Genomic DNA, 24,207 nt, shown 5'->3' on the forward strand with positions numbered 1-24,207 from the left:
TCTAACCGTCATCCCGCGTCAGCACGTCACCCGAAAGGCGCCGATAGAAACAGCTTCGTGCACCGGTATGGCACGCAGGACCCTCGGGCCGCACAAGCATGACTAAGGCATCCTGGTCGCAATCAACGCGCATTTCGTCAACGCGAAGAAAATGCCCGGAAGTCTCCCCTTTCAACCACAGCCTGCCGCGAGAGCGTGAATGGAAATGCGCGAGGCCGGTCTCACGGGTTTTTTCCAGCGCCTCAGCATCCATGTAGGCCACCATCAGCACATCCTTCGTCGCCGAATCGATAGCCACGGCAATCAGAAGCCCTTGCGCGTCAAAGCGAGGCATGAAGGTGGTGCCCAATTCTCGATCGGCTTTCGACGTGTCCGTCATTGTTTCAATTTTCCCGTTCAGGCTTACCAAATTTTAATGTTGCACGATAACCACAGCTAGTGAGCAAAATCCATGCGGCGATGCGAATCCCCTTTTCAACGCGGGCGTTTCATCGGAACTTCCCCTTGCAGCTGGGGGGCTGCTTTTTGACCCACAGGTCGCTGACAGACAAGCGCCATGGTTCGGGGAAGAAGTCCGGGTGGATTGATCCATCCGACTGCAAGATTGAGGGATCGGACCAAGACGGCATCAGGGGTGCCGCTGAACTGCATGCAGGGTCCATGAGTTTCGTCACGAGGACGCCCGGAACCGAGTTCCGGGCGTTTTCGTTGCTACGCCAGTTTCAGCACAATACCGGTTTCGTCCGATAGTCAGCGCCCGTCCAGCAGTTCATCGATAACCCGAGCGAAACAGGCGACGACGACCTTCTCGGCACCCGCACGCTTCAGCGCCGAGACGCAGGCGTCGCTGGTGGCGCCGCTGGTCAGCACATCATCCACCAAGACAACGCGGGCTCCTTTCAGCGCCTGGCAGCGCCCGTTTGCCGTGATAGCGCCGGTCAATACCCGCTTGCGGGCCTTCTGCCCCAGCCCGCCCAGCGACGGAGTCCGCTTCCGCCGCACTAGCGCGTCCACTGCGAGGCGGGCTCCTGTGCGCCGGGATAATTCGCGGCCGAGCTCCGCGGCCTGATTGTATCCACGCTTCCATAAGCGCCAGCGATGAAGCGGCACCGGCACGATCACCCAATCCGGGCCGATGAAGTGCACGCGGGGCGCAATCAACCCGGCCATCATCGGCGCGAGCGAGATGCGGTTGCCGTGCTTCAAAGCCAGCACGAGCCTGCGTGAGGTATCATTGTAAAGAGTGGCCGCTGCAATGCCGTCATGGCGGGGCGGATTAGCCATGCAAGGCGCGCAGGTGGCGCCCTCCGGTATGTTTTCAGCGAATGGCCGGCTGCAGAGAGTGCAGGCCGGCTCGCCCGGAATCACGAGTTCGCTCCAGCAGGTTTGGCACAGGCCCGTCTGCGCGGTGATAGCGGCGCCACATAGCGGGCAGCGTGGTGGGAACACGAGATCGATGAGAGGAGAGAGAACCGGCGCAAGAGACATGAAACCCATGCTATCGTAGCGCGTCGGCCCGACAAGCTGTTGCAAGGATTTCATCGAGGCGGCAGGGGATCGAGATGGCCAGCAAAACACCCCCCCGCATCTTTTCTCCCTCTCGTCGTCTGGCTGCGCGCCGCCGCATGCTCTCTCTGCAAAGCCTGCCCGACGCGCCCCGGTATCTGATCGACGACATGATCGAGGACGTGCTCGAACGATTGGCCTTCCTGCGCCTGACCCCCGCCAGCGCGCTTGTCATTGGGGATTATAGCGGAGACCTCGGCCGCGCCCTGGCCGCACGGGATGTGGCTATAACTACGGCGGAGCCGGCGCTGGGGCTGGATGAGGAACGGCCCTACCCTTTCGGCGGCTTCGAGTTCATCGCCAGCCTCGGCACGCTGGACACCGTGAATGATCTGCCGGGCGCCCTTCATCACCTTCGCGCGGCACTTGCGCAGGGGGGCATGATGATCGCCAGCTTTCTTTCTTCCGGAAGCCTGCCCGTGCTGCGTGAGGCCATGCTTGCCGCTGACGGCGATCGTCCGGCCCCGCGCCTTCACCCGGTTGTAGATGTGCGCTCTGGCGGGCAACTCTTGCAGCGTGCGCGGTTCGCTGATCCGGTGATCGATCAGCGCCCGCTCAAAGTTTCATTCCGAAGCCTTGAGCGACTGGTGGCCGACCTGCGGGCGCAGGGTCTTTCGAACATGCTAGCTGATCCGGGCCCGGCATTGGGCAAGACGGCTCGGAAAAAAGCGATACAGGCGTTCGCAACCGCCGGTGAAGGCGGTCGGGTGGTGGAATGCTTCGAGATTCTCACGCTTTCGGGCTGGAATCGGTAAGCTCCAGCCCGAAAGGATTGGTCAGGCCAGCGCGGCCTGTGCTGCGGCCAGCCTGGCGATCGGCACCCTGAAGGGCGAGGCGCTGACGTAATCGAGACCCACGGTTTCGCAGAACGCGATGGATGCCGGATCGCCGCCATGCTCACCGCAAATGCCCAGCTTCAGTTCCGCGCGCGTCGCGCGCCCACGATCAGCGCCCATCCGCACCAGCTGGCCGACACCTTCTACATCCAGGCTGACGAACGGATCGCGGGCGAACACCCCCTTCTCGACATAAGTCGGGAGGAACTTGCCTGCGTCATCACGTGAAAGACCCAGCGTCGTCTGCGTAAGATCGTTGGTCCCGAACGAGAAGAACTCACCCACTTCGGCGATCTCGCCCGCGATCAGGGCTGCGCGCGGCAGCTCTATCATGGTGCCGACCTGGTAATGCAGCTCGAGACCCTTTTCGTTGAAAACTTGCGCGGCCGCGCGCGCGACCAGGGCCTTCAGGATTTCCAGTTCCTTCTTCGTCGCCACGAGCGGGATCATCACTTCCGGCACGATCGCTTCCCCATCGCCCGCCGCGACGTCGCAGGCGGCCTCGAAGATGGCGCGGGCCTGCATCTCGTAGATCTCGGGAAAGGTAATGCCCAGACGGCAGCCGCGATGGCCCAGCATGGGATTGAACTCGAAAAGGTCCGCCGCGCGGCGTTTCAGCGTGTCGACGCCAATGCCGATTTCCTCCGACAGTTCGGCAAATTCCGCGTCGCCGTGCGGCAGAAATTCATGCAGCGGCGGGTCGAGCAAGCGGATCGTCACAGGCAGACCCCGCATGATCTCGAAGATCGCATGGAAATCGGCCCGCTGCTCGGGAAGCAGCTTTTCGAGCGCGGCGCGGCGACCCGACTCGTCCTCTGCCAAGATCATCTGGCGTACCGCGCTGATGCGGTTCGCATCGAAGAACATATGCTCCGTGCGGCACAAGCCAATGCCCTCAGCACCGAACTGGCGCGCCATCCGGCAATCGGCGGGAGTCTCGGCGTTCGTGCGCACTTTCATGCGCCGATGTTTATCCGCCCATTCCATCAGGATAGCGAAATCGCCGGCCAGCTCGGGTTCGATGGTGGGCACCTGGCCGGCCATGATATCGCCGGATGCGCCGTCAAGCGTGAGGATATCCCCTTCCTTCAGCTCGCGCTTGCCCATGCGCATCGTGCGCGTCTTCATGTCGATCGACAAGCCGGAGGCGCCTGAAACGCAAGGCCGGCCCATGCCGCGCGCCACCACGGCGGCGTGGCTGGTCATCCCACCGCGCGCGGTAAGGATGCCCTTGGCGGCGTGCATGCCGTGAATGTCCTCAGGCGAAGTCTCAACCCGCACGAGGATGATCGCTTCGCCCAATTCGGCGCGCTTTTCCGCAGTGTCAGCATCGAAAACGATCGCGCCTGAAGCCGCGCCTGGCGAGGCGGGCAGCCCGCGGCCGAGAATGTCGCGCGGAGCCTTGGGGTCCAGCGTGGGGTGCAGCAACTGGTCCAACGCCATAGGGTCTACGCGCTTGATCGCGGTCGCCTCGTCAATGAGGCCCTCGCCCACCATGTCAACGGCCATTTTCAGCGCGGCTTTGGCAGTGCGCTTGCCCGAGCGCGTCTGCAGCATCCACAGCTTGCCCTGCTGCACCGTGAACTCGATGTCTTGCATGTCGCGGTAGTGTTTTTCGAGCAGTTCGAAAACCGCCGCCAGTTCGGCATAAGCCGCGGGCATGGCCTCTTCCATCGAAAGCGGTTTGGCCCCGGCGCGTTCGCGCGCCGCCTTGGTCAGGTATTGGGGGGTGCGGATGCCCGCGACCACATCCTCGCCCTGCGCATTAACGAGCCATTCGCCATAGTAGGCTTTCTCGCCGGTCGCCGGATCGCGGGTGAAGGCGACGCCAGTGGCCGAAGTATCGCCCATGTTGCCAAAGACCATGGCCTGGACGTTGACCGCCGTGCCCCAGTCGCCAGGAATGTCGTTAAGACGGCGATAGACTTTCGCGCGGTCGGAATCCCACGAATCGAACACCGCGCGGATAGCGCCCCACAGCTGTTCGTTCACGTCCTGCGGGAACGGGCGGCGCAGTTCGCTTTCAACGATGTCCTTGTATTCCTTGACGATCCTGCGCCAGTCATTGGCGGTCATCTCCACGTCGTTGAGATAACCATTGTCCTCCTTGGCGATTTCGAGCACTTCTTCGAAAAGATGATGCTCTACGCCCAGCACGACATCCGAATACATCTGGATAAAGCGGCGATAGCTGTCCCACGCGAAGCGATCGTCGCCGGAAGTCGCGGCCAGCCCTTCGACGGTCCGGTCGTTAAGGCCAAGGTTGAGAACGGTGTCCATCATGCCCGGCATCGAAACGCGCGCGCCAGAGCGGACGGAGACCAGCAACGGATCCGCCGCGCTGCCGAACGTCTTGCCCACCGTCTTTTCGATATGTGTCAACGCCTCCGCCACCTGGATGCGCAGTTCGTCAGAGAAATCGGCCCCTTCGGCGAGGTATTTGACGCATTCTTCGGTCGTAATGGTAAAGCCGGGAGGCACTGGCAGGCCGATTCCGGCCATTTCCGCAAGGTTGGCGCCCTTCCCGCCGGTTATCACTCTGTCTTTCGCGCGCGGATCATCATGCCGGGCACCGCCGCCGAAGGTGTAGACCTGCCTGTTCATCTATCCGCTGGCTTTCCTGTTCTGGTTGACACAGTTGACACGGTTCAGGGGAGAAAGACCCTCATCCCTCGATCCGCGAAAAATCGGCGACGTTGTGCACTGCAGCGCGAAAACGATCAAGCAGCGCCAAACGGGAATTTCTCTTAATGAAATCAGCGTCGTTTACAGTAACTTGTTCGAAAAACGCGTCGATCGGTGCTCGTAGCGAGGCAAGTGCGGACATTGCACCTGCGAAATCCTCTGTCTCTACAGCGGCGGTAGCGGCGGGTTCTGCCGAATCAAGCGCATCGATAAGCGCCTTCTCCGCAAATTCGGGCGTGTAGGACAGCTCTTTCTCCGCCCGGTGGCGATCCGCCATCTTGGCGGCGATCACCGGCGCAAGATCGGGATCATCGACGAGCGCCAACGGGTCTTCCTCACCTGTACGGGCGATCTCGCCCTCAATGCCGCGCCAGTCCTCCTTTTTGAGAATGTTGGCCGCGCGCTTGTAGCCCGCAAGGAGGTTGGCGCCGTCCTTCGTTTCGACGAAAGCCTGCAACGCATGGACGCGGGCCAGCAGACGGACCAGATCGTCCTCCCCGCCGAGCGCGAAAACCGCATCGATCAGGTCGTGACGGACACCGGCTTCGCGTTGCTGGACTTTGAGGCGATCGGATATGAAATCCCTAATGTCGCTCATGAACACGCGAGCATATTGCTGTTCAAGTTCGGCTCTCAGAGAATCCGCTGGTGCGGGCTCGGGCCGCTCGTCTTCAAACCCCTGAGCTTTGGCCGCTTGGCGCGCCTCCCCAAGCCATTGGGCTATACGGCCGCGCAAATGGTTGCTCAAGATCAAAGCCAAAACCCCGAGGGCAGCGCGGCGCAGCGCAAACGGATCTTTGGAACCTGTCGGCTTCATACCCTTCATGAAGAAGCCGGCGATGGTATCCAACTTATCCGCTAGCGACACCGCCACTGTTACCGGCGCGGTCGGCACCTCGTCCCCTTGCCCCACGGGCTTGTAATGATCGCGAATAGCGTCGGCCACGGCGTCAGGCAGGTCCTCAGCACGGGCGTAGTAGCCGCCCATCAGGCCCTGCAACTCAGGGAACTCTCCGACCATCTCGGTAACGAGATCGGCCTTACACAACTGTGCGGCGAGTTCGGCCTGCTCGGCCAATTTTACAACTTCTCCGTTCGCCTCGAGCGAAGTCGAGAGGCTATCGCGCGACATGTCTCGCGTTCGCTCGGCGCGAACGGATGCAGGATTGACGATCCCTTCTTCCACCAGCCACCGCGCCAGCTTAGCCACGCGCTCCACCTTGTCGGCGACAGTGCCCAGCTTCTCGTGGAAGGTGATACGGCTCAGCTTCTCCGCATGAACCGACAGCGGAGTCTTGCGGTCCTGCTCCCAGAAAAAGCGCGCGTCGGACAGGCGGGCGGCGAGCACCTTGCGATTGCCCGCAACGATCGCCTCGCCGCCGTCGCTGGCGTCGATATTGGCCGTGCAGACGAAGGCATTGGCGAGCTTTCCGTCCCGCTCACACACGAAATATTTCTGGTTCACCCGCGCGGTGAGCTGAATCACTTCAGGCGGCACTTGCAGGAACGCCTCGTCAAAGCGACCCAGCAGCGGCACCGGCCATTCGGTGAGACCGGCATTCTCGATCACCAGCCCCTCGTCCTCTACCAGAGTCAGTCCGGCGACCGTAGCGGCTTCGCTGGCCTTGGCGCGGATCAGGTCCTGCCGCTCCTCATGATCGACGATGACATGGCACGCGCGAAGCTTGTCAACATAGTCATGCGCATTGCCGATGGTGATATCGTGCGGGTGGTGAAAACGGTGACCCTTGGTGGCGTAGCCTGAGCGGATGCCGTCAATCTCACACTCGACCAGATCATCGCCGAAGATGGCGACGATGCCTGAAAGCGGGCGCACCCAGCGCAGCGCTTCAGTGCTGATCGAGCGGGGGCCCCAGCGCTGCGATTTGGGCCACGGGAAAACCCGCACCAGCGCGGGTATCGCCTCTGCCAGCACGTCCTTGACCGCCCGGCCCGGCTTCTCGACCACGGCGAAGTACGTCTCCTTGCCCTTGAGGTCACGCACTTCGAGCTGGTCCTTGGTCAGCCCGGTCTTGCGCAGGAAGCCCTCAAGCGCCTGCTCCGGCGCGCCGAGGGCGGGACCCTTCGTTTCCTCGTGCACCGCTTCGGTGGTTTGCGGCAAGTCGCGCGCAATCAACGCCAAACGACGCGGGGTGGACCATACCGCGACCTGGCTCAGCGTAACGCCAGCGGCTTCCATTTCCTTGCGGAACAGTCTTTCCAGGTCCGCCCGCGCACCGGCCTGCATGCGAGCGGGGATTTCCTCGGAACGGAGCTCGAGAAGAAAATCGGTCATACCGTCCACCCCGGAAACTTCGCTTCCCACCCGGCCTTGTTCTTGTCGATCCATGCCTCGCACGATCCCTTGGCCAGATCGCGTACGCGGCCGATATAGCTGGCTCGCTCCTGCACCGAGATCACGCCGCGCGCCTGCAGCAGGTTGAACAAGTGGCTCGCTTCGATCGCCTGATCGTAGGCCGCGAGCGGGATTTGCGCGTCGATGCAGCGCTTGCACTCCGCCTCTGCTGCCTTGAAGCCAGCGAACAGGGCATCGGTGTCGGCAATCTCGAAATTGTATTTCGACTGCTGTTGCTCGTTGGCGAGGAAAACGTCGCCATAAGTCACGCCTTCGTTATTGAAGCGCAGGTCGTAGACCCAGTCCACGCCCTGGATATACATCGCCAGGCGTTCGAGGCCGTAAGTCAGTTCGCCCGCAACCGGCTTGCAGTCAAACCCGCCAACCTGTTGGAAGTACGTGAACTGCGTCACTTCCATGCCATCACACCAGACTTCCCAGCCCAGGCCCCAGGCGCCCAGCGTCGGGCTTTCCCAATCGTCCTCGACGAAACGGATGTCATGCGCCAACGGATCGACGCCGATCTCCGCGAGACTCGCGAGATAAAGCTCCTGCAAGTTCTCGGGGTTCGGCTTCAGAATCACTTGATACTGATAGTAATGCTGCAGCCGGTTCGGATTCTCGCCATAGCGCCCGTCCGTGGGGCGGCGAGAGGGCTGGACATAAGCGGCCTTCCACGGCTCCGGCCCCAATGCACGCAGCGTCGTCGCCGGGTGAAAGGTGCCCGCGCCCATGCGCATGTCATAAGGCTGAAGGATCAGGCATCTTTGCGCGCTCCAGAACTTGTGGAGCGTCAGGATCATATCCTGGAAACTGAGCGTCTCTTTGGCCGCGGTGGACATCATAATTCCGTCAAGATCAGGGCGCCGTGCGTGGCTGCGCGGCCTTTGGCGGATCGAGCCCGCCAAATCAACAGGTCATGGCGCGGCAGCGCTTGCATTAAGGCCGTGTTTGCCGTTTCTCCGGCAATCTATGCCCATGATCCCGATCAAGACCTGCATTCGTGCAACCGCCTGCGCCCTGGCGCTGTTTTCGTCCATTCCCGCCTTGGCGCGGAACGCGGCACCAGCGGCCGCGCCGGTCCTCGCGGCGCCCACCGCCCGCCCGGCGTTGTGGAAAATCGCGGATGGGGACACCACGATCTGGCTCTTCGGCACCATTCACATCCTGCCAGAGAACGTCGATTGGTACTCGGGACCGGTCGCCAAGGCGTTTGACGCGTCGAGCGAACTGGTCACCGAAATTCCGACGGATCGGACGACGCAGGATTCGCAAGGCATGATCCTGCAGAAAAGCTTGCGTGAGGATGGCAAGATCCTGCGCGATACCCTGTCCAACAAAGAGCGCTCCGCGTATGACGCCGCGATGACCTCAATCGGACTGCCTCCACAGGCGTTCGACAAGAACGATGCCTGGTTCGCAGCGCTCATGCTCACTCTGATCCCGCTTAAAGAGGCAGGCTACAACCTCGAAAGCGGCGTCGACGCTCAGGTCGGCCAGAAGGCCAAATTACGGCACATGGAAAATGAAGCGTTGGAAACGCCGGAATACCAGATCTCGCTTTTCGATACCCTCCCGGAGGAAACGCAGCGCCGATATCTGGACGAGGTCGTGAAAGCCCTTCCCACCGTCAAGCCGGATATCGACTCCATGGTCGCCGCCTGGCGAGCGGGCAAAGCCGAAGAACTTGCCCGGCTGCTGAATGAGGAAGAAGACGATCCCAAGCTTCGGGAGGTCCTGCTTATCAATCGCAACCAAGCCTGGGCGAAGTGGTTGAAAGCACGTCTGGAAAAGCCCGGCACGGTTTTCGTCGCCGTTGGCGCCGGGCATCTGGCAGGCCAAGGCAGCGTGCAGGATCAACTCGAACACATCGGCATCACGCCCGTGCGCGTGCAGTAAGTGTCGATTCCCCGCTGGGCTGCCCTTTTCGTGGCGCTGGCGCTGCTGGCCTGTTCGCCCAAGCCGCAGGAAGCGCACCCGGCTCTCTGGCGGGTGGAGCGTGAGCAAGGGCAAGTGGGCTGGCTGTTTGGCACGATACACAGTGCGCCTCGCCCTCTCCAGTGGCGAACGCCCGGGGTGCGCGAGGCTTTGGATCATTCGGGCATTGTCATGGTGGAGGTCGGCAATCTCGCTGATGAAGCCGGGGTGGCGGCGACGTTCGCGCGCCTGGCGAAAAGCCAGGGCCAGCCGCCGCTCTCACAGCGCATCGCACCACGGGAGCGGACGGAACTAGCGGCATTGCTCAAGAAAAGCGGCTATCGTGACGGGGACTTTGCCGCGATGGACACCTGGGCGGCGGCGCTTATGCTCGCGCGTGCGGAAGAGGGCAGCGGCGATGCCCGCAACGGCGTCGACCGCGCTGTGATCGCCGCGGCGGCCGGCCGGCCGGTGGTGGAACTGGAGGGTGCAGCCAAGCAACTCGGTCTGTTCGACAACCTCCCCGAGGACGAACAGCGAGACCTGCTGACCGCCGTGGTCACGGAGGCGGTGCAGCCCGATCGCGATCTCTCCGCGAGCTGGCGCAAAGGCGACATGACGACGCTCGAAAGGGAAACACGTTCCGGCATGCTCGCGGACCCCGAATTGCGCGAGGTGCTGTTCGCCCGGCGCAATCGCGACTGGGCTGTGCGGATCGGTGAAGCGGTGAAAGCGGGGCGCAGGCCCTTCGTTGCCGTCGGCGCCGCGCATATGGCTGGCCCTCAGGGGCTGCCGGCAATGTTGGAACGGCAAGGTTTCAGGATTACGCGCGTCGAGTAGCGCGCATACTTGCTTTCCCGCGCCTTTGCGCGTAAGGGCGCGCCCTTCCCGTCATGGTCATCCCTGGAGGCGTGGCGGGCGGTGCGGGTCGGTGAGCGATCTGTCGCCGATATTCAATCCAGTTTTCGAAAGGCAAGTCTCATGAGCGATACGCTTAACCTGCCGGCAGAGACGCGTGAACGGGCTGGCAAGGGAGCCTCCCGTGCTCTGCGTCGTGATGGCCGCGTCCCCGCCGTTGTCTATGGCGGCAACGAAGAACCTCTCGCCATTCACGTGGAGGAAAAGGAGCTGACCCGTCAGCTCATGACCGGCCACTTCTTCAATTCGATCGTCGAGGTCGAAGTGAATGGCAAGAAGCTGCGGACGCTGCCGAAGGACGTTGCCTTCCACCCCGTGACCGATCGTCCGCTTCACGCTGATTTCCTGCGTCTGGCCAAAGACGCGGCCGTGCATGTGAACGTGCCGGTGGTGTTCATTAATGAGGAGCTGTCGCCCGGCCTCAAGCGCGGCGGTGTGCTGAACATCGTTCGCCATGAGCTGGAGTTGGTCTGCGCTGCAGACAAGATCCCCGATGACATCACGATCGACGTCACCGGTTTCGATGTGGGCGAGGCGATTCACATCAGCCATGTGAAGCTGCCGACCGGCTCGGCCAGCGCGATCACGGACCGTGACTTCACGATCGCGACCATCGTTGCGCCGTCCGCGCTCAAGAGTGAGGAAGGCGACACGACCAAGACCGAAGGCGAAGGCGAATAAATCCCCATTCCCTCTCCCGCTTACGGGAGGGGTCAGGGGAGGGCTTGTTCGGGGAGTGGCGCGCGTGAAATGCCCTCCCCCAGCCCCTCCCGTAGGCGGGAGGGGAGTTTGATGCAGCTATGGGTCGGCCTTGGTAATCCCGGACCGCAATATGCGATGCACCGGCACAATATCGGCTTCATGGCCGTGGACACCATCGCCGATGTCCACAATTTCGGCCCAGTCCAGAAGAAGTTCCAGGGCTGGATGCAGGAAGGCCGCATCAGCGGCGAAAATATCCTGCTGCTCAAGCCCGCCACGTTCATGAACGAAAGCGGGCGTTCAGTCAGTGAAGCGATGCGCTTCTACAAGCTCGACTTATCCGCTCTGACCGTTTTTCACGACGAGCTGGATCTGCCTCCATTCAAGGTCAAGGTGAAGCGAGGCGGCGGCCACGCCGGACACAATGGGCTACGCTCGATTGACCAGCATTTAGACGCCGATTTCCGCCGCGTGCGGCTAGGCATCGGTCACCCTGGGCACAAGGATCGCGTTACCGGCCACGTTCTCGGTAATTTCGTCAAGGCCGAAATGGAACCGCTGGCGGAGATGTTGGGCGCCATTGCCGCGGAGGCCGGTCATCTGGCGGAGGACGATGATACGCGCTTCATGAATGACGTGGCACTGCGTCTCAGCGAAAGTTAGGGCCTCTTTTCTCGATTTATGTCGGGTTAGCTTACAAGTTCGCTTCCTCGTCCTATGCGTTAACCATGGAAGCACCCGTATCTCCCTTATTGGCACACAGCTTGCGTAAAGACGTGTCAACCAATTCGAGTCGAATGCCAACCGGGGGTACGTCATGTCGAAATTGAAGAACACGCTCGCGGGACTGGCCGTCGCGGCCGGCCTGTCGTTGGCGGCTCCGGCCTGGGCCGATGCCATTACACTCGACGCCAGCGACATCGGGCAATCGTTCACCGTGAATTATGACGGCTTCGCCAACGGAACCACGATCAATGGCCTGACCTCCCAAGCGACGTTTACCCTCTCGTCGGTGACCTCCACCGGATATGTATTCGATTATAGTTTAACCAACACCACCAGCGGCGGTCTGGACTCGCGCGTTTCGAGCTTCGCCTTCAACGTCGATCCTACGATCACGGGCGCCACCAGCACCGGCGCGTTCTCCTACACGACGCTTAACAGCAATTATCCGAACGGCATCGGCACCGTTGACGTGTGCTTCAAGGGTGGCTTCAGCGGTTCCTGCGCCGGAAATTCCGGCGGCGTGCTGACGGGAGACACTGGCATGGGAACGATGACTCTCTCGTTCGCTTCTGCACCATCGTCGATTACCTTGTCGGACTTCTTCGACCGCTATCAATCGATAACCGGCGCCGGCCCCGTCTCCTCGGCAAGCGGCACGGGCACGATCACCAGCTCGAGTTCCTCAGGCGGAACGCAAGTTCCCGAACCCGGCATGATCGGAATACTCGGCCTCGGCCTAGCCGGTCTTGGAATGGTCCGCACGCGCCGCCGCCAAACCGGTTCGCTCACGGCCGCAGCCTGATTTCGCCTTAGCTCCCTAAGGCAGCCCATTGAAAGCCCCCTTCCGTCATGTGCGGAAGGGGGCTTTTGCGTCAGCCTTTCTCGATCTCGGCGAGATGACCGGCGATCGTCGCATTCTCCGGCGCTTTGCGCGCTGCCTCACGAATAAGCGCCCTGGCCCGCCCGCGGTCCTTGCCCGATTGGTGAAGCAACCACCCGGCAGTGTCCATAACCGAAGGGTTATCCGGCGCGAGCCGGAGCGCACGTTCGGCAAATTCAAGCGCTTTTGCGGAATTTCCAGTCTGGCCGTAAGCGAAGGCAAGGTTGTTCAGCACCAGCACATTCTTGCCGTCCGTCTGCCTCAAGATAGTTTGGTATGCGCTGATAGCCGTCTGCCAGTCCCCACCGCGCATCGCCTTGTCAGCGGAAGCCAGTCGCGAGACGATAGTTCTTCCCATCGCTTCACGGGCCCTTTGCTCCATGGCTTGAGCGCCGGGATTACCCGACTGTTTGTAGGCTCTGGCCAAAAGGCCCAGTTCCGCGCCGGTGACGTTAGGCGATTGCGCAAACGGCTGCAGCGTATCCACCGCTCCTGAAGCGTCGCCGAGCTGGAGCTTTGTTTCGCCCAGCAACGCGCGCACCTCTCGGTTGGCTGGTTCACGAAGAAGCTGGGATGACAAACGTGCGCGGGCCTGCTCACCTTGCCCAAGTTCCAGCAATGCCTTGGCGTAAAGCGCGCTGGCCTGCGGCCAGCGCTCAAGCGAAGCCTCCCGCACTTGCAGCTTCTCGCGCACTTTCTGCCACTTTCCGTCAAGAGCATCGAGACGAGCGTCAAGGTAGATAAGATCAGGATCATCGGGATTGGCGGCCAGATTCTGTGCAACCAGCAGACGCACATCATCCGTGCGGCCAAGGGCCGAGAGAACCCCGACCGTGCCAAGCAAAGCGGCCCGACTGTCCGGATAGTCCTTGAGCCCTGACTCGAACACCACGAGCGCTTTGCCCAACTCGTTCCGGGACATCAGCAGATCGCCGCTGGTCAAATAGGAGTTGAGCGGCCGCGGCCTTTCCTTCGCGGCCAGGTCAGCAAGCCGCTGCGCCTCAGCCATATTGCCGCGATCGAGCTGAAAGTTCGCATAGTCGGCCATGAGGCGACCCTTCGGACCGGAGGCGCGCTCACCCGCAGCGAAGGTTTGAATTGCCTTGTCCGCTTCACCCTTGCCGATATGAGCGAGCGCTGCCACCCGACATCCTTCAGCGGTGCCATCATTCGCCACGGCCGCCAATGCATCGTCATAGCGCTTTTTCATCAGATAGACTTCGCCACGAAGAACGGCGATATCCCCCGGCAACTTACGGAGCTTGGCAAGACGCTCGAGCACTCCGCCGGCGGAGTCAGGATCGGACAGCGCCACGTAAGTGCGGGCCAGCAGTTCCAGCGCCCGCGCGTTGGTCGGCTGTTCCTGGACCACCCTGCTCAGATCGACCCGCGCAGTGAAATAGTCGTGCGCAGAATAGGCCCTTTCGGCCTGCGCCAAACGTTTCTCGGAATTGACACCACAACCGGCCAGCAACAGGGCGACAGCCACAGGAAGGCTGGAACGAATGGCATGCTTCATGGCCCGCAGTTCTATCGCCGCGAGGTGAAGATTAGGTGAAACTGGCCAAGCTCGATCCTGCCCGCTATGGGCGGCGAAATTTGCATTTTCGGAGTTACAGATGGGTTTCCGTTGCGGGATCGTGGGTCTGCCCAATGTCGGCAAGTCGACCTTGTTCAATGCATTGACCGAGACGCAGGCGGCTCAGGCGGCGAACTATCCTTTCTGCACGATTGAGCCCAATGTCGGCCAGGTGGGGGTGCCGGACCCGCGGCTTGATAAGCTGGCCGAAATCGCCGGCTCCGCGAAAATCATCCCGACCCAGCTTTCCTTCGTCGACATCGCCGGCCTCGTTCGCGGCGCATCGAAGGGCGAGGGCCTGGGAAACCAGTTCCTGGGCAATATCCGCGAGGTTGACGCGATTATCCACGTGCTGCGCTGCTTTGAGAATGATGACATTCAGCACGTGGACGACCGCGTGGATCCCCTTGCCGATGCCGAAACAGTGGAAACGGAACTGCTGCTCGCCGATCTAGAGAGTCTTGAAAAGCGTGTGCCCGCCGCGCAGAAGCGTGCGACCGGGGGTGACAAGGAGGCGAAAATCGCAGCGTCGGTGCTTGGGCAGGCGTTGGAACTTCTCCGCGAAGGCAAGCCCGCGCGTCTGACTGAGCCCAGGGACGAGGAAGAGGCGCGCGTGCTTAACCAGGCACAGCTCCTGACTGCGAAGCCAGTGCTATACGTCTGCAACGTCGAGGAAGAGGCTGCCGCTGAAGGCAATGCCTTCTCGCGACGCGTTTTCGAAAAGGCCGCCGCGGAGAACGCCACCGCCGTCATTGTCTCAGCCGCGATCGAAGCCGAGCTGGTCGGCATGGATCCGGAGGAGCGGATGGTGTTTCTCGAGGAGATGGGTCTGCACGAAACCGGCCTGGCCCGGATCATCCGTGCGGGCTACGAATTGCTCGAACTTCTCACCTTCTTCACTGTCGGCCCCAAAGAGGCACGCGCTTGGACCGTGCATAAAGGCGCCAAGGCCCCGGAAGCGGCAGGCGAGATTCACTCGGACATGCAACGCGGCTTCATCCGGGCCGAGACGATTGCCTATGGCGATTTCGTCTCGCTCGGCGGCGAGGGCAAAGCGCGGGAAGCCGGCAAACTTCGCCAGGAAGGCAAGGAATATATTGTTCAGGACGGCGACGTCATGCATTTCAAATTCAACGTTTAGGGCTTTTATCCTGACGCAGCCCGTCACTTTTCGGGCGATTTCACCACCATATGTCCCACCTGGATTCGTCTCCCTTACCGAGAATCTGTCAGGATCGGCATGGCCTTGTGCATGCTGCTGGGCCAGGCAAGGCTGGGCATGGCACGCGCCGCCATACTTATCGCGTACAGGTGACTGCGCCGTCAGCCATGAAAGCGACGCGCTCCCGCGCGTCGTGAACGATCAGCCTGGCGGGCCAGTGGTCTTCATCCGCCCCGGTTCCGGCATCCGGCCGGCGCATCAGATCGATCCAGTTCGAGAGCCCCACGTAAGTCGCGCGAGCATTGCCTGGCAGTTGGGCGCTTTCCAACTTGGCGGCGTAGCGCCTGAGATCGCCCCCTATGCGCATGAAACCCTCATCGCCAGCGGCAATAAACAGCGGATCATTTCCGCCCGTCTTGCGAAACACACATCCTGGCCGGTCGAGACCGTAGCGGGTGATGTCGACGGAACTTATCGCCGTAGGAACGATCGGTTCGAACGGCTCGCGGCTCATTCGCTCAACCATGGTGATATCGCGCGCATCTTGCGCCGCCTGCCGCGCCGCGTCCTTTTCCGCACAACCTGTCGGCAGCACGCTCCCGAACAGCCCGAGAGCGGCGAGCGCGATGACTTTTTTGTCCATCACTTGCGCCCAAACAGCTTCTCTATGTCCTTATGCGCAAGTTTAACCCACGTCGGCCGGCCATGGTTGCATTGTCCGGAACGCGGTGTTCGCTCCATCTCGCGCAGCAGGGCGTTCATTTCGGCTACGGAAAGCGACCGTCCCGCGCGAACCGAGCCATGGCAGGCCATCGTCGCCAGCACCAGGTCCAGCTTTTCGCCGAGCAACAACGCATCACCATTCTTCGCCAGATCGTCGGCAATGTCGCGCACCAGGGCCTGAACATCGCTCTTGCCGAGCGCGGCGGGGATCGCGCGCACAAGTATGGCGGCCGGACCGAACCGCTCCAGCGCCAGGCCGATGCGAGCAAGGTCCGCGACCTTGTCTTCCAGCGCGTCGCAGGCGGTCTCTTCAAGCTCCACCACCTCGGGCAACAACAGGGCCTGCGACCGCGCCATTGCATCTCCCGCTCCCGCCGCCTTGAGCCGTTCAAGCACGAGGCGTTCATGCGCGGCGTGCTGATCGACGATCACAAGGCCGTCCTCGGCCTCCGCCACGATATAAGTGCCTGCCACCTGCCCTCGGGCAACTCCCAGCGGGTAGCACAGCGCTTCCTCGGCATGTTGCGACGCCGGTTCCGCCTTGGCCGCGGGTTCGGCCATGACTTCCGCTTCAAAGGCGCGCCAGGAGGAGCCTTGTTCCAGAACGCCGCCGCTTTCCAATCGGGCGCGAGGCGCCGCATAGTTGCGCGCGAACAGCGACCCTAGCGACGGCGGCGCTGGTTCCGAAACGGAGGGAGAGACCGGCTCGACCTGCCACATCGCCATCGCATCGCGCGCAGGGGGCTGCGCGCTTTTCCCGCCCGCGCTATCCAGCGCATGACGTAAAGCGCCGACGAGAAAACCGCGCACGAAAGCGGGATCGCGGAACCGAACCTCGGTCTTGGCCGGATGCACGTTTACGTCGACTTCCTCAGGCGGAATCTCAAGGAACAGCGCGAGTACGGCGTGGCGGTCCCGCGCCAGCATGTCTGCATAAGCGCCGCGCACCGCGCCGGCCAGCAGGCGGTCTTTCACCGGCCGGCCATTGACGAAGAGATATTGGTGATCGGCCACGCCGCGATTGAAGGTGGGTAGGCCGGCGACACCTGTGAGACGGCCCCCCCCCCGTTCGGCCTCGATCAGCACGCCGTCTTCCGCGAGTTCTCTTGCCACCAGGCGGGCGACCCGCGCCGCCAGTTCCTCCCGCGGTTGAACGGCCAGAACCCGTCGCCCATCATGCTCCAGCACGAAACCCAGGTCCGGCCGCGCCATGGCAAGCCGGCGCACCGCATCGAGACAGGCGGCATATTCCGATCGCGCGCTACGCAGGAACTTGCGCCGGGCCGGCACCTTGCCGAACAATTGCTCGACACGAATACGCGTGCCGGGAGGGAACGCCGCCGGACCATCTGCCACCAATTCGCCGTGGTCCACCGCCCGTTTCCATCCAGCCTCGGCGTCCAAAGGGCGGCTTTCAATCGTCAGCCTCGCCACTGACGCGATCGAGGGGAGCGCTTCACCCCGAAAGCCAAGGGTGACAACCTGTTCGATGTGCTCATCCGGCAGTTTCGATGTCGCATGACGCTCCAGAGCGAGAGCGATTTCATTCGGCCCCATGCCGCAACCGTCATCCGTCACCTCGATCATGTCCAGGCCCCCGGAAGCGATGCGCACGGTGATCTGAGTCGAACCCGCGTCGATCGCATTCTCGACCAGTTCCTTGAGCGCGGAGGCCGGACGTTCGACGACCTCGCCGGCGGCGATGCGGTTGACCAGATGCTCGGGAAGACGGCGAATTGTCGGCATGTTGCAAACCTAGCGGCGAAACGCCGCCAATTCGAGACGGGCACCGCGCAGATACCCCCGAAAATCTACACAAAATTTTGGCGTTTCCCGAATCGATCGGCTAAGGGGTCCCCTTCGATGCCAACACGCCTGTCGCACGGGCCGAAGTCCTTTCGGCAAGCGGCTGGGAAAACAACGGATTTTAGATGGCTGGCCCCTTCTCGCGATTCTTCAAACTCGGCTCCCAGAACATGGCGATCGACCTGGGCACCGCGAACACGCTCGTTTATGTTCAGGACCGCGGAATCGTGCTGAACGAGCCTTCGGTGGTCGCCATCGAAACACTTAACGGCGTGAAGAAGGTGAAGGCCGTCGGCGATGATGCGAAGATGATGATGGGCAAGACGCCCGACAACATCGAAGCCATCCGTCCTTTGCGCGACGGCGTCATTGCCGATATCGAGATCGCGGAGGAAATGATTAAGCATTTCATCCGCAAGGTGCACGGCAAGAAAAACCTGTTCCGCTATCCGGAAATCGTGATCTGCGTGCCTTCGGGCTCCACCTCGGTAGAGCGCCGCGCTATTCGCGACGCGGCCAGCAATGCCGGGGCCAGCCAGGTCTATCTGATCCTTGAACCGATGGCGGCCGCAATCGGCGCGGATATGCCGGTGACCGAGCCGGTCGGCTCCATGGTTGTGGACATTGGCGGCGGCACCACGGAAGTTGCGGTGCTGTCACTTCGCGGCCTTGCCTACACGACCTCCGTCCGCGTGGGCGGCGACAAGATGGACGAGTCGATCGTCTCCTACGTTCGCCGCCATCACAACCTGCTGATCGGCGATGCGACCGCCGAACGCATCAAGAAGGACTATGGCATCGCCACGATCCCCGCCGACGGCGTGGGAGAAACGATCCATATCAAGGGTCGCGACCTGGTGAACGGCGTGCCCAAGGAAATCACCATCACTCAGGCGAACGTCGCCGAAGCCCTTGCCGAACCGATCGGCGCAATCATCGAGGGCGTGCGAATCGCCCTGGAAAACACCGCGCCGGAATTAGCTGCCGACATTGTCGACCAGGGCATTGTCCTGACCGGCGGCGGCGCGCTAATTCAGGGTTTGGACGAATATCTGCGGGAGGAAACAGGGCTGCCTGTCAGCGTGGCCGAAGATCCGCTCTCCTGCGTCGCACTCGGTACTGGGCGTGCGATGGAGGATCCGGTTTATCGGGGCGTCCTGATGTCCGCCTGATACGTCCCCCGAGGCGTCGGGCCTAGTCTCACGGGCCGACGCAGGATTACAGGAGTGCATGGCGCATGGCACCGCCTGCAAATAGGCGCTCCGGATTTTCCCGTAGGGCGCAATATACAACGTTCCTCAGCTACACCGCCGGCGTGGCGGGCGCTCTTGTGGGCCTGGGCCTGATCCTTGGTTCTATCGCCAGTCCGGGCGCTTTTTCGGGCGTCCGCCGCATCGCAGCTGATGCTACGGAACCCGCAGGACAAGCTACTGCCAGTGGGCGCGCCTATGGCAAGCATATCCTGGCAAGCATTGGCGGCTTCTTCGTCTCCGGCGGCGAGCACGCGCGCCTTCAACGCGAACTGGCGGAAGCCAAAGTGCGCCTGATCCAAGCACAGGCGACCGCGGCCGAGAACCGGCGGCTCAAACAACTCCTTGATCTGAAGCACGTCGATGGGGACGCCGTAGCTTTCGCCCGACTTACCGGTTCGACAAGCGCCAGCGCGCGCCGCTTTGCCCTGATTGATGCCGGTAGCGACAAACGGGTGGCTAAAGGAATGCCGGTGCGATCGGCCACCGGCCTGGTCGGCCGCATCCTTGAGGTAGGTGCTACCAGCGCGGAAGTGCTGCTTATTACGGATACCGAAAGCCTGGTGCCGGTCCGCCGTGCCAGTGATGGTGTTCCCGCATTCGCTCAAGGTCAGGGCGACGGGACAATTCGCGTGCGGCTCATCAACCTGGGCATCAACCCGTTGAAGCAAGGAGACGTGCTGGTCGCATCAGGCTCCGGCGGACTTTACCGGCCGGGGACACCCATGGCGGTCGTGACCACTCTGTTGCGCGATGGCGCCGTCGCGCGGGTCCTCAGCAATCCCTCTGACACCGATTTCGTCATGATTGAGAGGGCCTGGGGGCCGGAAGCGCCTCCGCCACCGGCCGTTCCGTCTCAAGCTGCGAGCGAATAGAGGTGCCCCGCCGCCCTCCCGCAGCCGGACAAAGAATAAATCGCGTGCCGTCACCGCTGCTCGCGTTTACTTTGCCGTGGCTTACGATCCTGCTGGGCTCGTTGGTTCCCGGGTGGTTGATGATCGCGTCCGCGCCGGTGCTGCCACCTCTAGGCTTCCTTATTTTCATCGGCTGGTGCCAATTGAGGCCGGGTTTGCTGCCGATATGGGCCGGGCTGCCACTCGGCCTGTTTGACGATCTGTTTTCTGGCCAGCCCTTCGGCGCCGCCGTGCTCCTATGGTCGCTCTCCGCCATAGTGCTGGAAGTGATCGAGGCGCGCGTACCCTGGCGCAACTTTCTGACTGAATGGCTGGTGGCGATCGCCCTCATCACCATCTATATCGTTTTGTGCCTGGCCTTGACCAATCTTGACGGCGCGAGCGCGCCATTGCGAATCATCATGCCGCAGATCGTGATTTCCACACTCGCTTATCCGCTGGTCGGCCGCTTTGTCGCGATGGTGGACCGGTTCCGCCTGAAGCCCATCATGGTCCTGCGATGAAGATCAATTTCCGCCGCCTGCTACCGCGACAACCCCACACCACCTCAGGCACCCTACGCAACAGCTTCGACCGTCGCAGCGTAGTAATCGGCGCGGTGCAAGGGGGGGTTGGCACGTTGCTGGCCGCGCGCATGTGCTATCTGGCGGTCTTCGAGAATGAGAAATACAAGCTGGAAGCGGAAAGCAACCGCGTCAACCTTTCGCTGATCCCGCCGCGCCGGGGTTGGATACTGGATCGACACGGCACCCCCCTTGCCTCCAACAGGGCGGACTTTCGCGTGGACGTGATCCCGGAACGGATGACGGACGGTGCGCGCACCGTTGCCCGGCTTGGTCAGCTTCTCTCGCTCTCTCCGGTCGCACTGCAGGACCTTCAAGACAAGATCGACAAGGCGCGCGGGTTTGCGGCGGTAGAAGTCGCCTCCGGTCTGGATTGGGAACGCTTCGCTGCCGTCAGCGTGCGCCTGCCTGACTTGCCCGGCGTTGTCACGCAGCGCGGATTTTCCCGCTTCTATCCCACCGGGCCTTCCGTGGGCCATCTGATCGGCTACGTCGGCACTGCGTCGGCCGAGGAATACGAGAAGAGCCGCGACCCCTTGCTCATCACGCCCGGTTACAAAGTGGGCAAGGACGCACTGGAAAAGATGTTCGAGCAGGACTTGCGGGGGACGCCCGGTGCTCGGCGCGTGGAAGTGACGGCCTCGGGCAGGATCGTGCGCGATCTCGACACGCGCGATGATGTGCAGGGCAAGACCCTGAAACTGACTATCGACGCTGGTTTGCAGGATTACGCATCGCGCCGCATCGGCCCGGAATCAGGCGCGGTGGTGGTCATCGATTGCCACAGCGGCGACCTGCTCGCCATGACGTCAATGCCCTGCTTCGACCCCAACAGATTTTCCGACGGCATCGGCCGCCTCGAATGGAAAATGCTGTCGGACGACGATCACGTGCCGTTGCGCAACAAGGTGCTGCGCGGATTGTTTCCGCCGGGATCGACGGTGAAACCGATGGTGGCGCTATCATTCCTCGAAGCGGGGCTCGACCCGCATGAATCCGTGGTATGCAACGGCGGTCTGCGCGTCGGCAACCGCGTGTTCCACTGCTGGAACCACCATGGCCATGGCCAGGTGGACATGATGAAGGGCATCTACCAGAGCTGCGATGTGTATTTCTACCACTTCGCCCAGCGTATCGGCATGGACCCGATCGCGGCGATGGCGCGGCGGCTTGGACTAGGGCAGGAGTTCCCTTTGCCGGTTGCCGGCCAGTCCTATGGAACCGTGCCAGATCCAGCCTGGAAGCTGCGCAAGTACCACAAGGAATGGGCCGTTTACGATACTGTCAACGCGACGATCGGCCAAGGTTACATGCTGTTCAATCCTATGCAGCTTGCAGTAATGGCTTCGCGTATTGCATCCGGGATGAAACTGAGGCCGCGCATGCTTCATGAGAACCGCCCGCCGCAACTGGAACCGCTCGGTGTTCCGAAGGAGCATCTCGACCTGATTCATTCCGCGATGAACGAAATGGTCAACGGCCGAGGCACCGGCGCCAGAGCCCGATTGCCGGTTCCCGGAGTCCAACTCGCCGGCAAAAGCGGCACCGCACAGGTCGTGGGGCTCAACATCGGTAACGGCAAGTCTGGCCCCTGGAAGCATCGCGACCACGGCCACTTCATCTGCTTCGCCCCATTTGATAACCCGCGCTATGCCTGCGCGGTGACGATCGAGCATGGGGGCGGTTCGGGCGCGGCCATGCCGGTTGCGCGGGACATCATGACTTATCTATGGGATAGGCAGAAGGCGACGGACACCTTGCTTGAGCTTGAAAAGCAATGGGGCGGCACGCCGAAGGAACGTCTGGACGCCCGATACCGCGCTTATACCGCGCAGTACGGCGTTAACGCCCCCGCTGTCTCCTCGGAGGAAGAGACAGCAAAAGTGAAAGAGGCCGAGGACACGCAGAACCAGCCTCAGCCGATCGTCAGCGATGCGCAGTCTCCCGCGCCAGAGCCCGCCGCAAACACCGCGCCAAGCCCGACGCCTGCCGATCGGCCCACACCCGTCGCCGCTGCCCCGTCCCCCCAGGCCAGGGGAAGCGCGCAATGAGCCGTTCCGTGGTGCCGGATGTGGTCGCCCGCCAGCCCTGGCAAATGCTGGTGCCGCTGTTCGGCCTCGTCTCGCTGGGCGCGGCGGTCCTTTATTCCGCGGCGGGCGGAAGCCTGCAGCCCTATGCGCTGAGCCACGTTGTCCGCTTCCTAATCTTCCTGGTCATGGCGGTGCTGATCTCCCGCACGGACCGCAATCTGTTTCGGATGATCGCTTTTCCGCTTTATGGCGCCACGCTCGTCCTGCTGGTGCTGGTTGAACTGGTCGGCGCGGTAGGGGGGGGGAGCCAGCGCTGGCTCAACCTGGGCTTCATGAGCCTGCAGCCATCGGAGCTGATGAAACCGGGGATCGTGCTGGTACTCGCCAAGTTCTACGATGCGCTCCCGCCACCCATGACGGCAAGCTGGCGTGGATTGGTGCCGGCCGGGGCGCTGATCGTCGCCCCAGCTGCATTGGTCGCGCTTCAGCCCGATCTCGGCACGGCGCTGGCGATCTGTTTCGGCGGCGTGGTCATGATGTTCCTGGCGGGACTGCCGCTCTGGTGGTTCCTGAGCGCGGGAGGAGCGGGCCTGATCGCCGCCCCGATCGCCTTCTTCACTCTGCTGCACGATTACCAGCGCAACCGCGTTCTGACCTTCCTCAATCCCGAGGGCGATCCGCTCGGCACCGGTTATCACATTACTCAATCCAAGATCGCCATCGGCTCTGGCGGGGTATTCGGCAAGGGCTTTGGCAATGGCACGCAAAGTCATCTGCAATACTTGCCAGAAGCTCACACCGACTTCGTGTTCGCCACCATGGCGGAGGAGTGGGGGCTGCTTGGCGGGCTGTTCGTGCTGTTCGTTTTCGCGGTGGTGTTGACCTGGGGCCTTAAAGTAGCCCGCCGTGCGCCCGATCGTTTCTCCAGCCTACTGGCCACCGGGATGGTGGCGACAATCTTTTTCTACGTCGCCATCAATCTGATGATGGTCATGGGCCTAGCCCCGGTGGTGGGAATCCCCCTTCCCTTCATGAGCCACGGCGGCACGTCGATGCTCACAAACATGCTCTGCCTAGGCACAATCATGGCGGTAAACCGCTGGAATCAAAAGCCCGGCAGCTTATCCTGACTTTCCGGTAAGTTTCCCCTTCCAATGACAAAAACATCCGGTATAGGAGCCCCTCACCCGCCGAATCGGCACCAACCGAAGGTTCCCGGTAGGCAGTGTGGACGCATAGCTCAGTTGGTAGAGCAGCTGACTCTTAATCAGCGGGTCCTAGGTTCGAGCCCTAGTGCGTCCACCATTTTCTACCATAAAATCAACACATTAGATGATAAGGCGTGATTTCCGGTTCTCGTCGGATGATCTCTAGGTAGCTCTCTAGGTAGCACCGGTCGATGATTGCGTTTGGGCGTCGATACCTTCGGGCAGGGCCTTGATCTCGATCGGCAGGAAGCCGCCATGATCGGCGACGATGGCGCCCCAGCCGGCGCGGTTGAAGGGCACGCCATGCGCCGTGCAGATCGCCTCGGCCTCATCGACGTCGGCCGCCGTCACCGGCCTGCCCAGATAGTCGATCAGGAAGGGCTGCA

At 62.1% G+C, this 24,207-nt stretch carries 21 protein-coding genes, 1 tRNA gene and 1 pseudogene; 13 read left to right on the plus strand and 10 right to left on the minus strand.

Features of this window, described 5'->3' with window-relative positions:
- Position 1: 1 nt before the first annotated feature.
- The 3 genes and pseudogenes from hisI to V7D69_RS01740 form a co-directional block, all read right to left on the minus strand.
- A complete protein-coding gene (gene hisI, locus V7D69_RS01730) occupies positions 2-379 on the minus strand; it encodes a phosphoribosyl-AMP cyclohydrolase (protein ID WP_333604927.1) in 378 nt (125 codons plus the stop codon).
- A 371-nt stretch (positions 380-750) separates the two neighbouring features.
- Entirely contained in the window at positions 751-1,284 is a 534-nt protein-coding gene (locus tag V7D69_RS01735; protein ID WP_324064109.1) for a ComF family protein, read from the minus strand.
- A gap of 57 nt (positions 1,285-1,341) precedes the next feature.
- Positions 1,342-1,542: pseudogene (locus V7D69_RS01740) on the minus strand (double zinc ribbon domain-containing protein); the annotation flags it as partial.
- A 20-nt stretch (positions 1,543-1,562) separates the two neighbouring features.
- Between V7D69_RS01740 and V7D69_RS01745 the strand changes: the two are divergent.
- Positions 1,563-2,321: a methyltransferase gene (locus V7D69_RS01745; RefSeq protein ID WP_324064098.1), complete on the plus strand. Its 759-nt coding sequence runs from the start codon at positions 1,563-1,565 to the stop codon at positions 2,319-2,321.
- A 21-nt stretch (positions 2,322-2,342) separates the two neighbouring features.
- Here the strand turns inward: V7D69_RS01745 and ppdK are convergent, their stop codons facing one another.
- The 3 genes from ppdK to V7D69_RS01760 all read right to left on the minus strand — a co-directional run bounded on the left by ppdK (position 2,343) and on the right by V7D69_RS01760 (position 8,285).
- Entirely contained in the window at positions 2,343-5,006 is a 2,664-nt protein-coding gene (gene ppdK / locus V7D69_RS01750) for a pyruvate, phosphate dikinase (protein WP_324064097.1), read from the minus strand.
- Between the two features lie 61 nt (positions 5,007-5,067).
- Positions 5,068-7,383: a glycine--tRNA ligase subunit beta gene (gene glyS / locus V7D69_RS01755; protein WP_324064108.1), complete on the minus strand. Its 2,316-nt coding sequence runs from the start codon at positions 7,381-7,383 to the stop codon at positions 5,068-5,070.
- Positions 7,380-8,285 carry a glycine--tRNA ligase subunit alpha gene (locus tag V7D69_RS01760; RefSeq protein ID WP_333604938.1) on the minus strand — a complete coding sequence of 302 codons (906 nt, stop codon included), beginning with the start codon at positions 8,283-8,285 and terminating at the stop codon, positions 7,380-7,382. The genes glyS and V7D69_RS01760 overlap by 4 nt, the downstream gene beginning before the upstream one ends.
- 136 nt (positions 8,286-8,421) lie before the next feature.
- Between V7D69_RS01760 and V7D69_RS01765 the strand changes: the two genes are divergently transcribed.
- The 5 genes from V7D69_RS01765 to V7D69_RS01785 all read left to right on the plus strand — a co-directional run bounded on the left by V7D69_RS01765 (position 8,422) and on the right by V7D69_RS01785 (position 12,508).
- Positions 8,422-9,342, plus strand: a complete 921-nt coding sequence (locus V7D69_RS01765; RefSeq protein WP_324063231.1) for a TraB/GumN family protein — start codon at positions 8,422-8,424, stop codon at positions 9,340-9,342.
- Positions 9,343-10,200 carry a TraB/GumN family protein gene (locus tag V7D69_RS01770; RefSeq protein WP_333604928.1) on the plus strand — a complete coding sequence of 286 codons (858 nt, stop codon included), beginning with the start codon at positions 9,343-9,345 and terminating at the stop codon, positions 10,198-10,200. It abuts the gene before it with no gap.
- Positions 10,201-10,341: 141 nt separating this feature from the next.
- On the plus strand, positions 10,342-10,959 hold the full coding sequence (locus V7D69_RS01775) for a 50S ribosomal protein L25/general stress protein Ctc (RefSeq protein ID WP_324063227.1): 618 nt from the start codon (positions 10,342-10,344) through the stop codon (positions 10,957-10,959).
- Between the two features lie 111 nt (positions 10,960-11,070).
- On the plus strand, positions 11,071-11,643 hold the full coding sequence (pth, locus tag V7D69_RS01780; RefSeq protein ID WP_333604929.1) for an aminoacyl-tRNA hydrolase: 573 nt from the start codon (positions 11,071-11,073) through the stop codon (positions 11,641-11,643).
- Between the two features lie 154 nt (positions 11,644-11,797).
- A complete protein-coding gene (locus tag V7D69_RS01785) occupies positions 11,798-12,508 on the plus strand; it encodes a cistern family PEP-CTERM protein (RefSeq protein ID WP_333604930.1) in 711 nt (236 codons plus the stop codon).
- 70 nt (positions 12,509-12,578) lie between these two features.
- On the opposite strand, the gene V7D69_RS01790 is transcribed toward V7D69_RS01785, so the two are convergent.
- Complete coding sequence (locus V7D69_RS01790; RefSeq protein ID WP_333604931.1) at positions 12,579-14,105, minus strand: tetratricopeptide repeat protein; 1,527 nt, start codon at positions 14,103-14,105, stop codon at positions 12,579-12,581.
- Positions 14,106-14,205: 100 nt separating this feature from the next.
- On the opposite strand from V7D69_RS01790, the gene ychF reads away from it, so the two are divergent.
- Positions 14,206-15,306, plus strand: coding sequence for a redox-regulated ATPase YchF (gene ychF, locus V7D69_RS01795; protein ID WP_324064474.1), 1,101 nt, complete (start codon positions 14,206-14,208; stop codon positions 15,304-15,306).
- Positions 15,307-15,463: 157 nt separating this feature from the next.
- On the opposite strand, the gene V7D69_RS01800 is transcribed toward ychF, so the two are convergent.
- Positions 15,464-15,970 carry a hypothetical protein gene (locus V7D69_RS01800; protein ID WP_324064473.1) on the minus strand — a complete coding sequence of 169 codons (507 nt, stop codon included), beginning with the start codon at positions 15,968-15,970 and terminating at the stop codon, positions 15,464-15,466.
- Positions 15,970-17,796 carry a DNA mismatch repair endonuclease MutL gene (gene mutL / locus V7D69_RS01805; RefSeq protein WP_333604932.1) on the minus strand — a complete coding sequence of 609 codons (1,827 nt, stop codon included), beginning with the start codon at positions 17,794-17,796 and terminating at the stop codon, positions 15,970-15,972. The genes V7D69_RS01800 and mutL overlap by 1 nt, the downstream gene beginning before the upstream one ends.
- A 185-nt stretch (positions 17,797-17,981) precedes the next feature.
- Here mutL and V7D69_RS01810 point away from each other — a divergent pair, with 185 nt between their 5' ends.
- The 6 genes from V7D69_RS01810 (at position 17,982) to V7D69_RS01835 (ending at position 23,918) form a co-directional block, all read left to right on the plus strand.
- Positions 17,982-19,028, plus strand: coding sequence for a rod shape-determining protein (locus V7D69_RS01810; protein WP_324062615.1), 1,047 nt, complete (start codon positions 17,982-17,984; stop codon positions 19,026-19,028).
- 65 nt (positions 19,029-19,093) lie between these two features.
- Entirely contained in the window at positions 19,094-19,981 is an 888-nt protein-coding gene (mreC, locus tag V7D69_RS01815; RefSeq protein ID WP_333604933.1) for a rod shape-determining protein MreC, read from the plus strand.
- A gap of 44 nt (positions 19,982-20,025) precedes the next feature.
- Positions 20,026-20,523: a rod shape-determining protein MreD gene (locus V7D69_RS01820; RefSeq protein ID WP_324062611.1), complete on the plus strand. Its 498-nt coding sequence runs from the start codon at positions 20,026-20,028 to the stop codon at positions 20,521-20,523.
- Entirely contained in the window at positions 20,520-22,634 is a 2,115-nt protein-coding gene (gene mrdA, locus V7D69_RS01825; protein ID WP_324062609.1) for a penicillin-binding protein 2, read from the plus strand. The genes V7D69_RS01820 and mrdA overlap by 4 nt, the downstream gene beginning before the upstream one ends.
- The gene (gene rodA / locus V7D69_RS01830) at positions 22,631-23,743 is read left to right on the plus strand and encodes a rod shape-determining protein RodA (RefSeq protein ID WP_324062608.1); all 1,113 of its coding nucleotides are present in this window, start codon (positions 22,631-22,633) and stop codon (positions 23,741-23,743) included. The genes mrdA and rodA overlap by 4 nt, the downstream gene beginning before the upstream one ends.
- A gap of 99 nt (positions 23,744-23,842) precedes the next feature.
- Positions 23,843-23,918 (plus strand) — tRNA-Lys (locus V7D69_RS01835).
- A 77-nt stretch (positions 23,919-23,995) separates the two neighbouring features.
- On the opposite strand, the gene V7D69_RS01840 is transcribed toward V7D69_RS01835, so the two are convergent.
- Positions 23,996-24,207, minus strand: a 212-nt coding sequence (locus tag V7D69_RS01840; RefSeq protein ID WP_333604934.1) for a nicotinamide phosphoribosyltransferase domain-containing protein, incomplete at its 5' end; no start/stop codon positions are given.

The organism is Novosphingobium sp. (genome assembly GCF_036733805.1).
GTDB lineage: Bacteria > Pseudomonadota > Alphaproteobacteria > Sphingomonadales > Sphingomonadaceae > Novosphingobium.

Coding starts and splice junctions, on each gene's coding strand:
- hisI (WP_333604927.1), bottom strand. CDS start 379: ATGACGGACACGTCGAAAGCCGATCGAGAATTGGGCACCACCTTCATG.
- V7D69_RS01735 (WP_324064109.1), bottom strand. CDS start 1,284: ATGGCTAATCCGCCCCGCCATGACGGCATTGCAGCGGCCACTCTTTAC.
- V7D69_RS01745 (WP_324064098.1), top strand. CDS start 1,563: ATGGCCAGCAAAACACCCCCCCGCATCTTTTCTCCCTCTCGTCGTCTG.
- ppdK (WP_324064097.1), bottom strand. CDS start 5,006: ATGAACAGGCAGGTCTACACCTTCGGCGGCGGTGCCCGGCATGATGAT.
- glyS (WP_324064108.1), bottom strand. CDS start 7,383: ATGACCGATTTTCTTCTCGAGCTCCGTTCCGAGGAAATCCCCGCTCGC.
- V7D69_RS01760 (WP_333604938.1), bottom strand. CDS start 8,285: ATGTCCACCGCGGCCAAAGAGACGCTCAGTTTCCAGGATATGATCCTG.
- V7D69_RS01765 (WP_324063231.1), top strand. CDS start 8,422: ATGATCCCGATCAAGACCTGCATTCGTGCAACCGCCTGCGCCCTGGCG.
- V7D69_RS01775 (WP_324063227.1), top strand. CDS start 10,342: ATGAGCGATACGCTTAACCTGCCGGCAGAGACGCGTGAACGGGCTGGC.
- pth (WP_333604929.1), top strand. CDS start 11,071: ATGCAGCTATGGGTCGGCCTTGGTAATCCCGGACCGCAATATGCGATG.
- V7D69_RS01785 (WP_333604930.1), top strand. CDS start 11,798: ATGTCGAAATTGAAGAACACGCTCGCGGGACTGGCCGTCGCGGCCGGC.
- V7D69_RS01790 (WP_333604931.1), bottom strand. CDS start 14,105: ATGAAGCATGCCATTCGTTCCAGCCTTCCTGTGGCTGTCGCCCTGTTG.
- ychF (WP_324064474.1), top strand. CDS start 14,206: ATGGGTTTCCGTTGCGGGATCGTGGGTCTGCCCAATGTCGGCAAGTCG.
- V7D69_RS01800 (WP_324064473.1), bottom strand. CDS start 15,970: ATGGACAAAAAAGTCATCGCGCTCGCCGCTCTCGGGCTGTTCGGGAGC.
- mutL (WP_333604932.1), bottom strand. CDS start 17,796: ATGCCGACAATTCGCCGTCTTCCCGAGCATCTGGTCAACCGCATCGCC.
- V7D69_RS01810 (WP_324062615.1), top strand. CDS start 17,982: ATGGCTGGCCCCTTCTCGCGATTCTTCAAACTCGGCTCCCAGAACATG.
- mreC (WP_333604933.1), top strand. CDS start 19,094: ATGGCACCGCCTGCAAATAGGCGCTCCGGATTTTCCCGTAGGGCGCAA.
- mrdA (WP_324062609.1), top strand. CDS start 20,520: ATGAAGATCAATTTCCGCCGCCTGCTACCGCGACAACCCCACACCACC.
- rodA (WP_324062608.1), top strand. CDS start 22,631: ATGAGCCGTTCCGTGGTGCCGGATGTGGTCGCCCGCCAGCCCTGGCAA.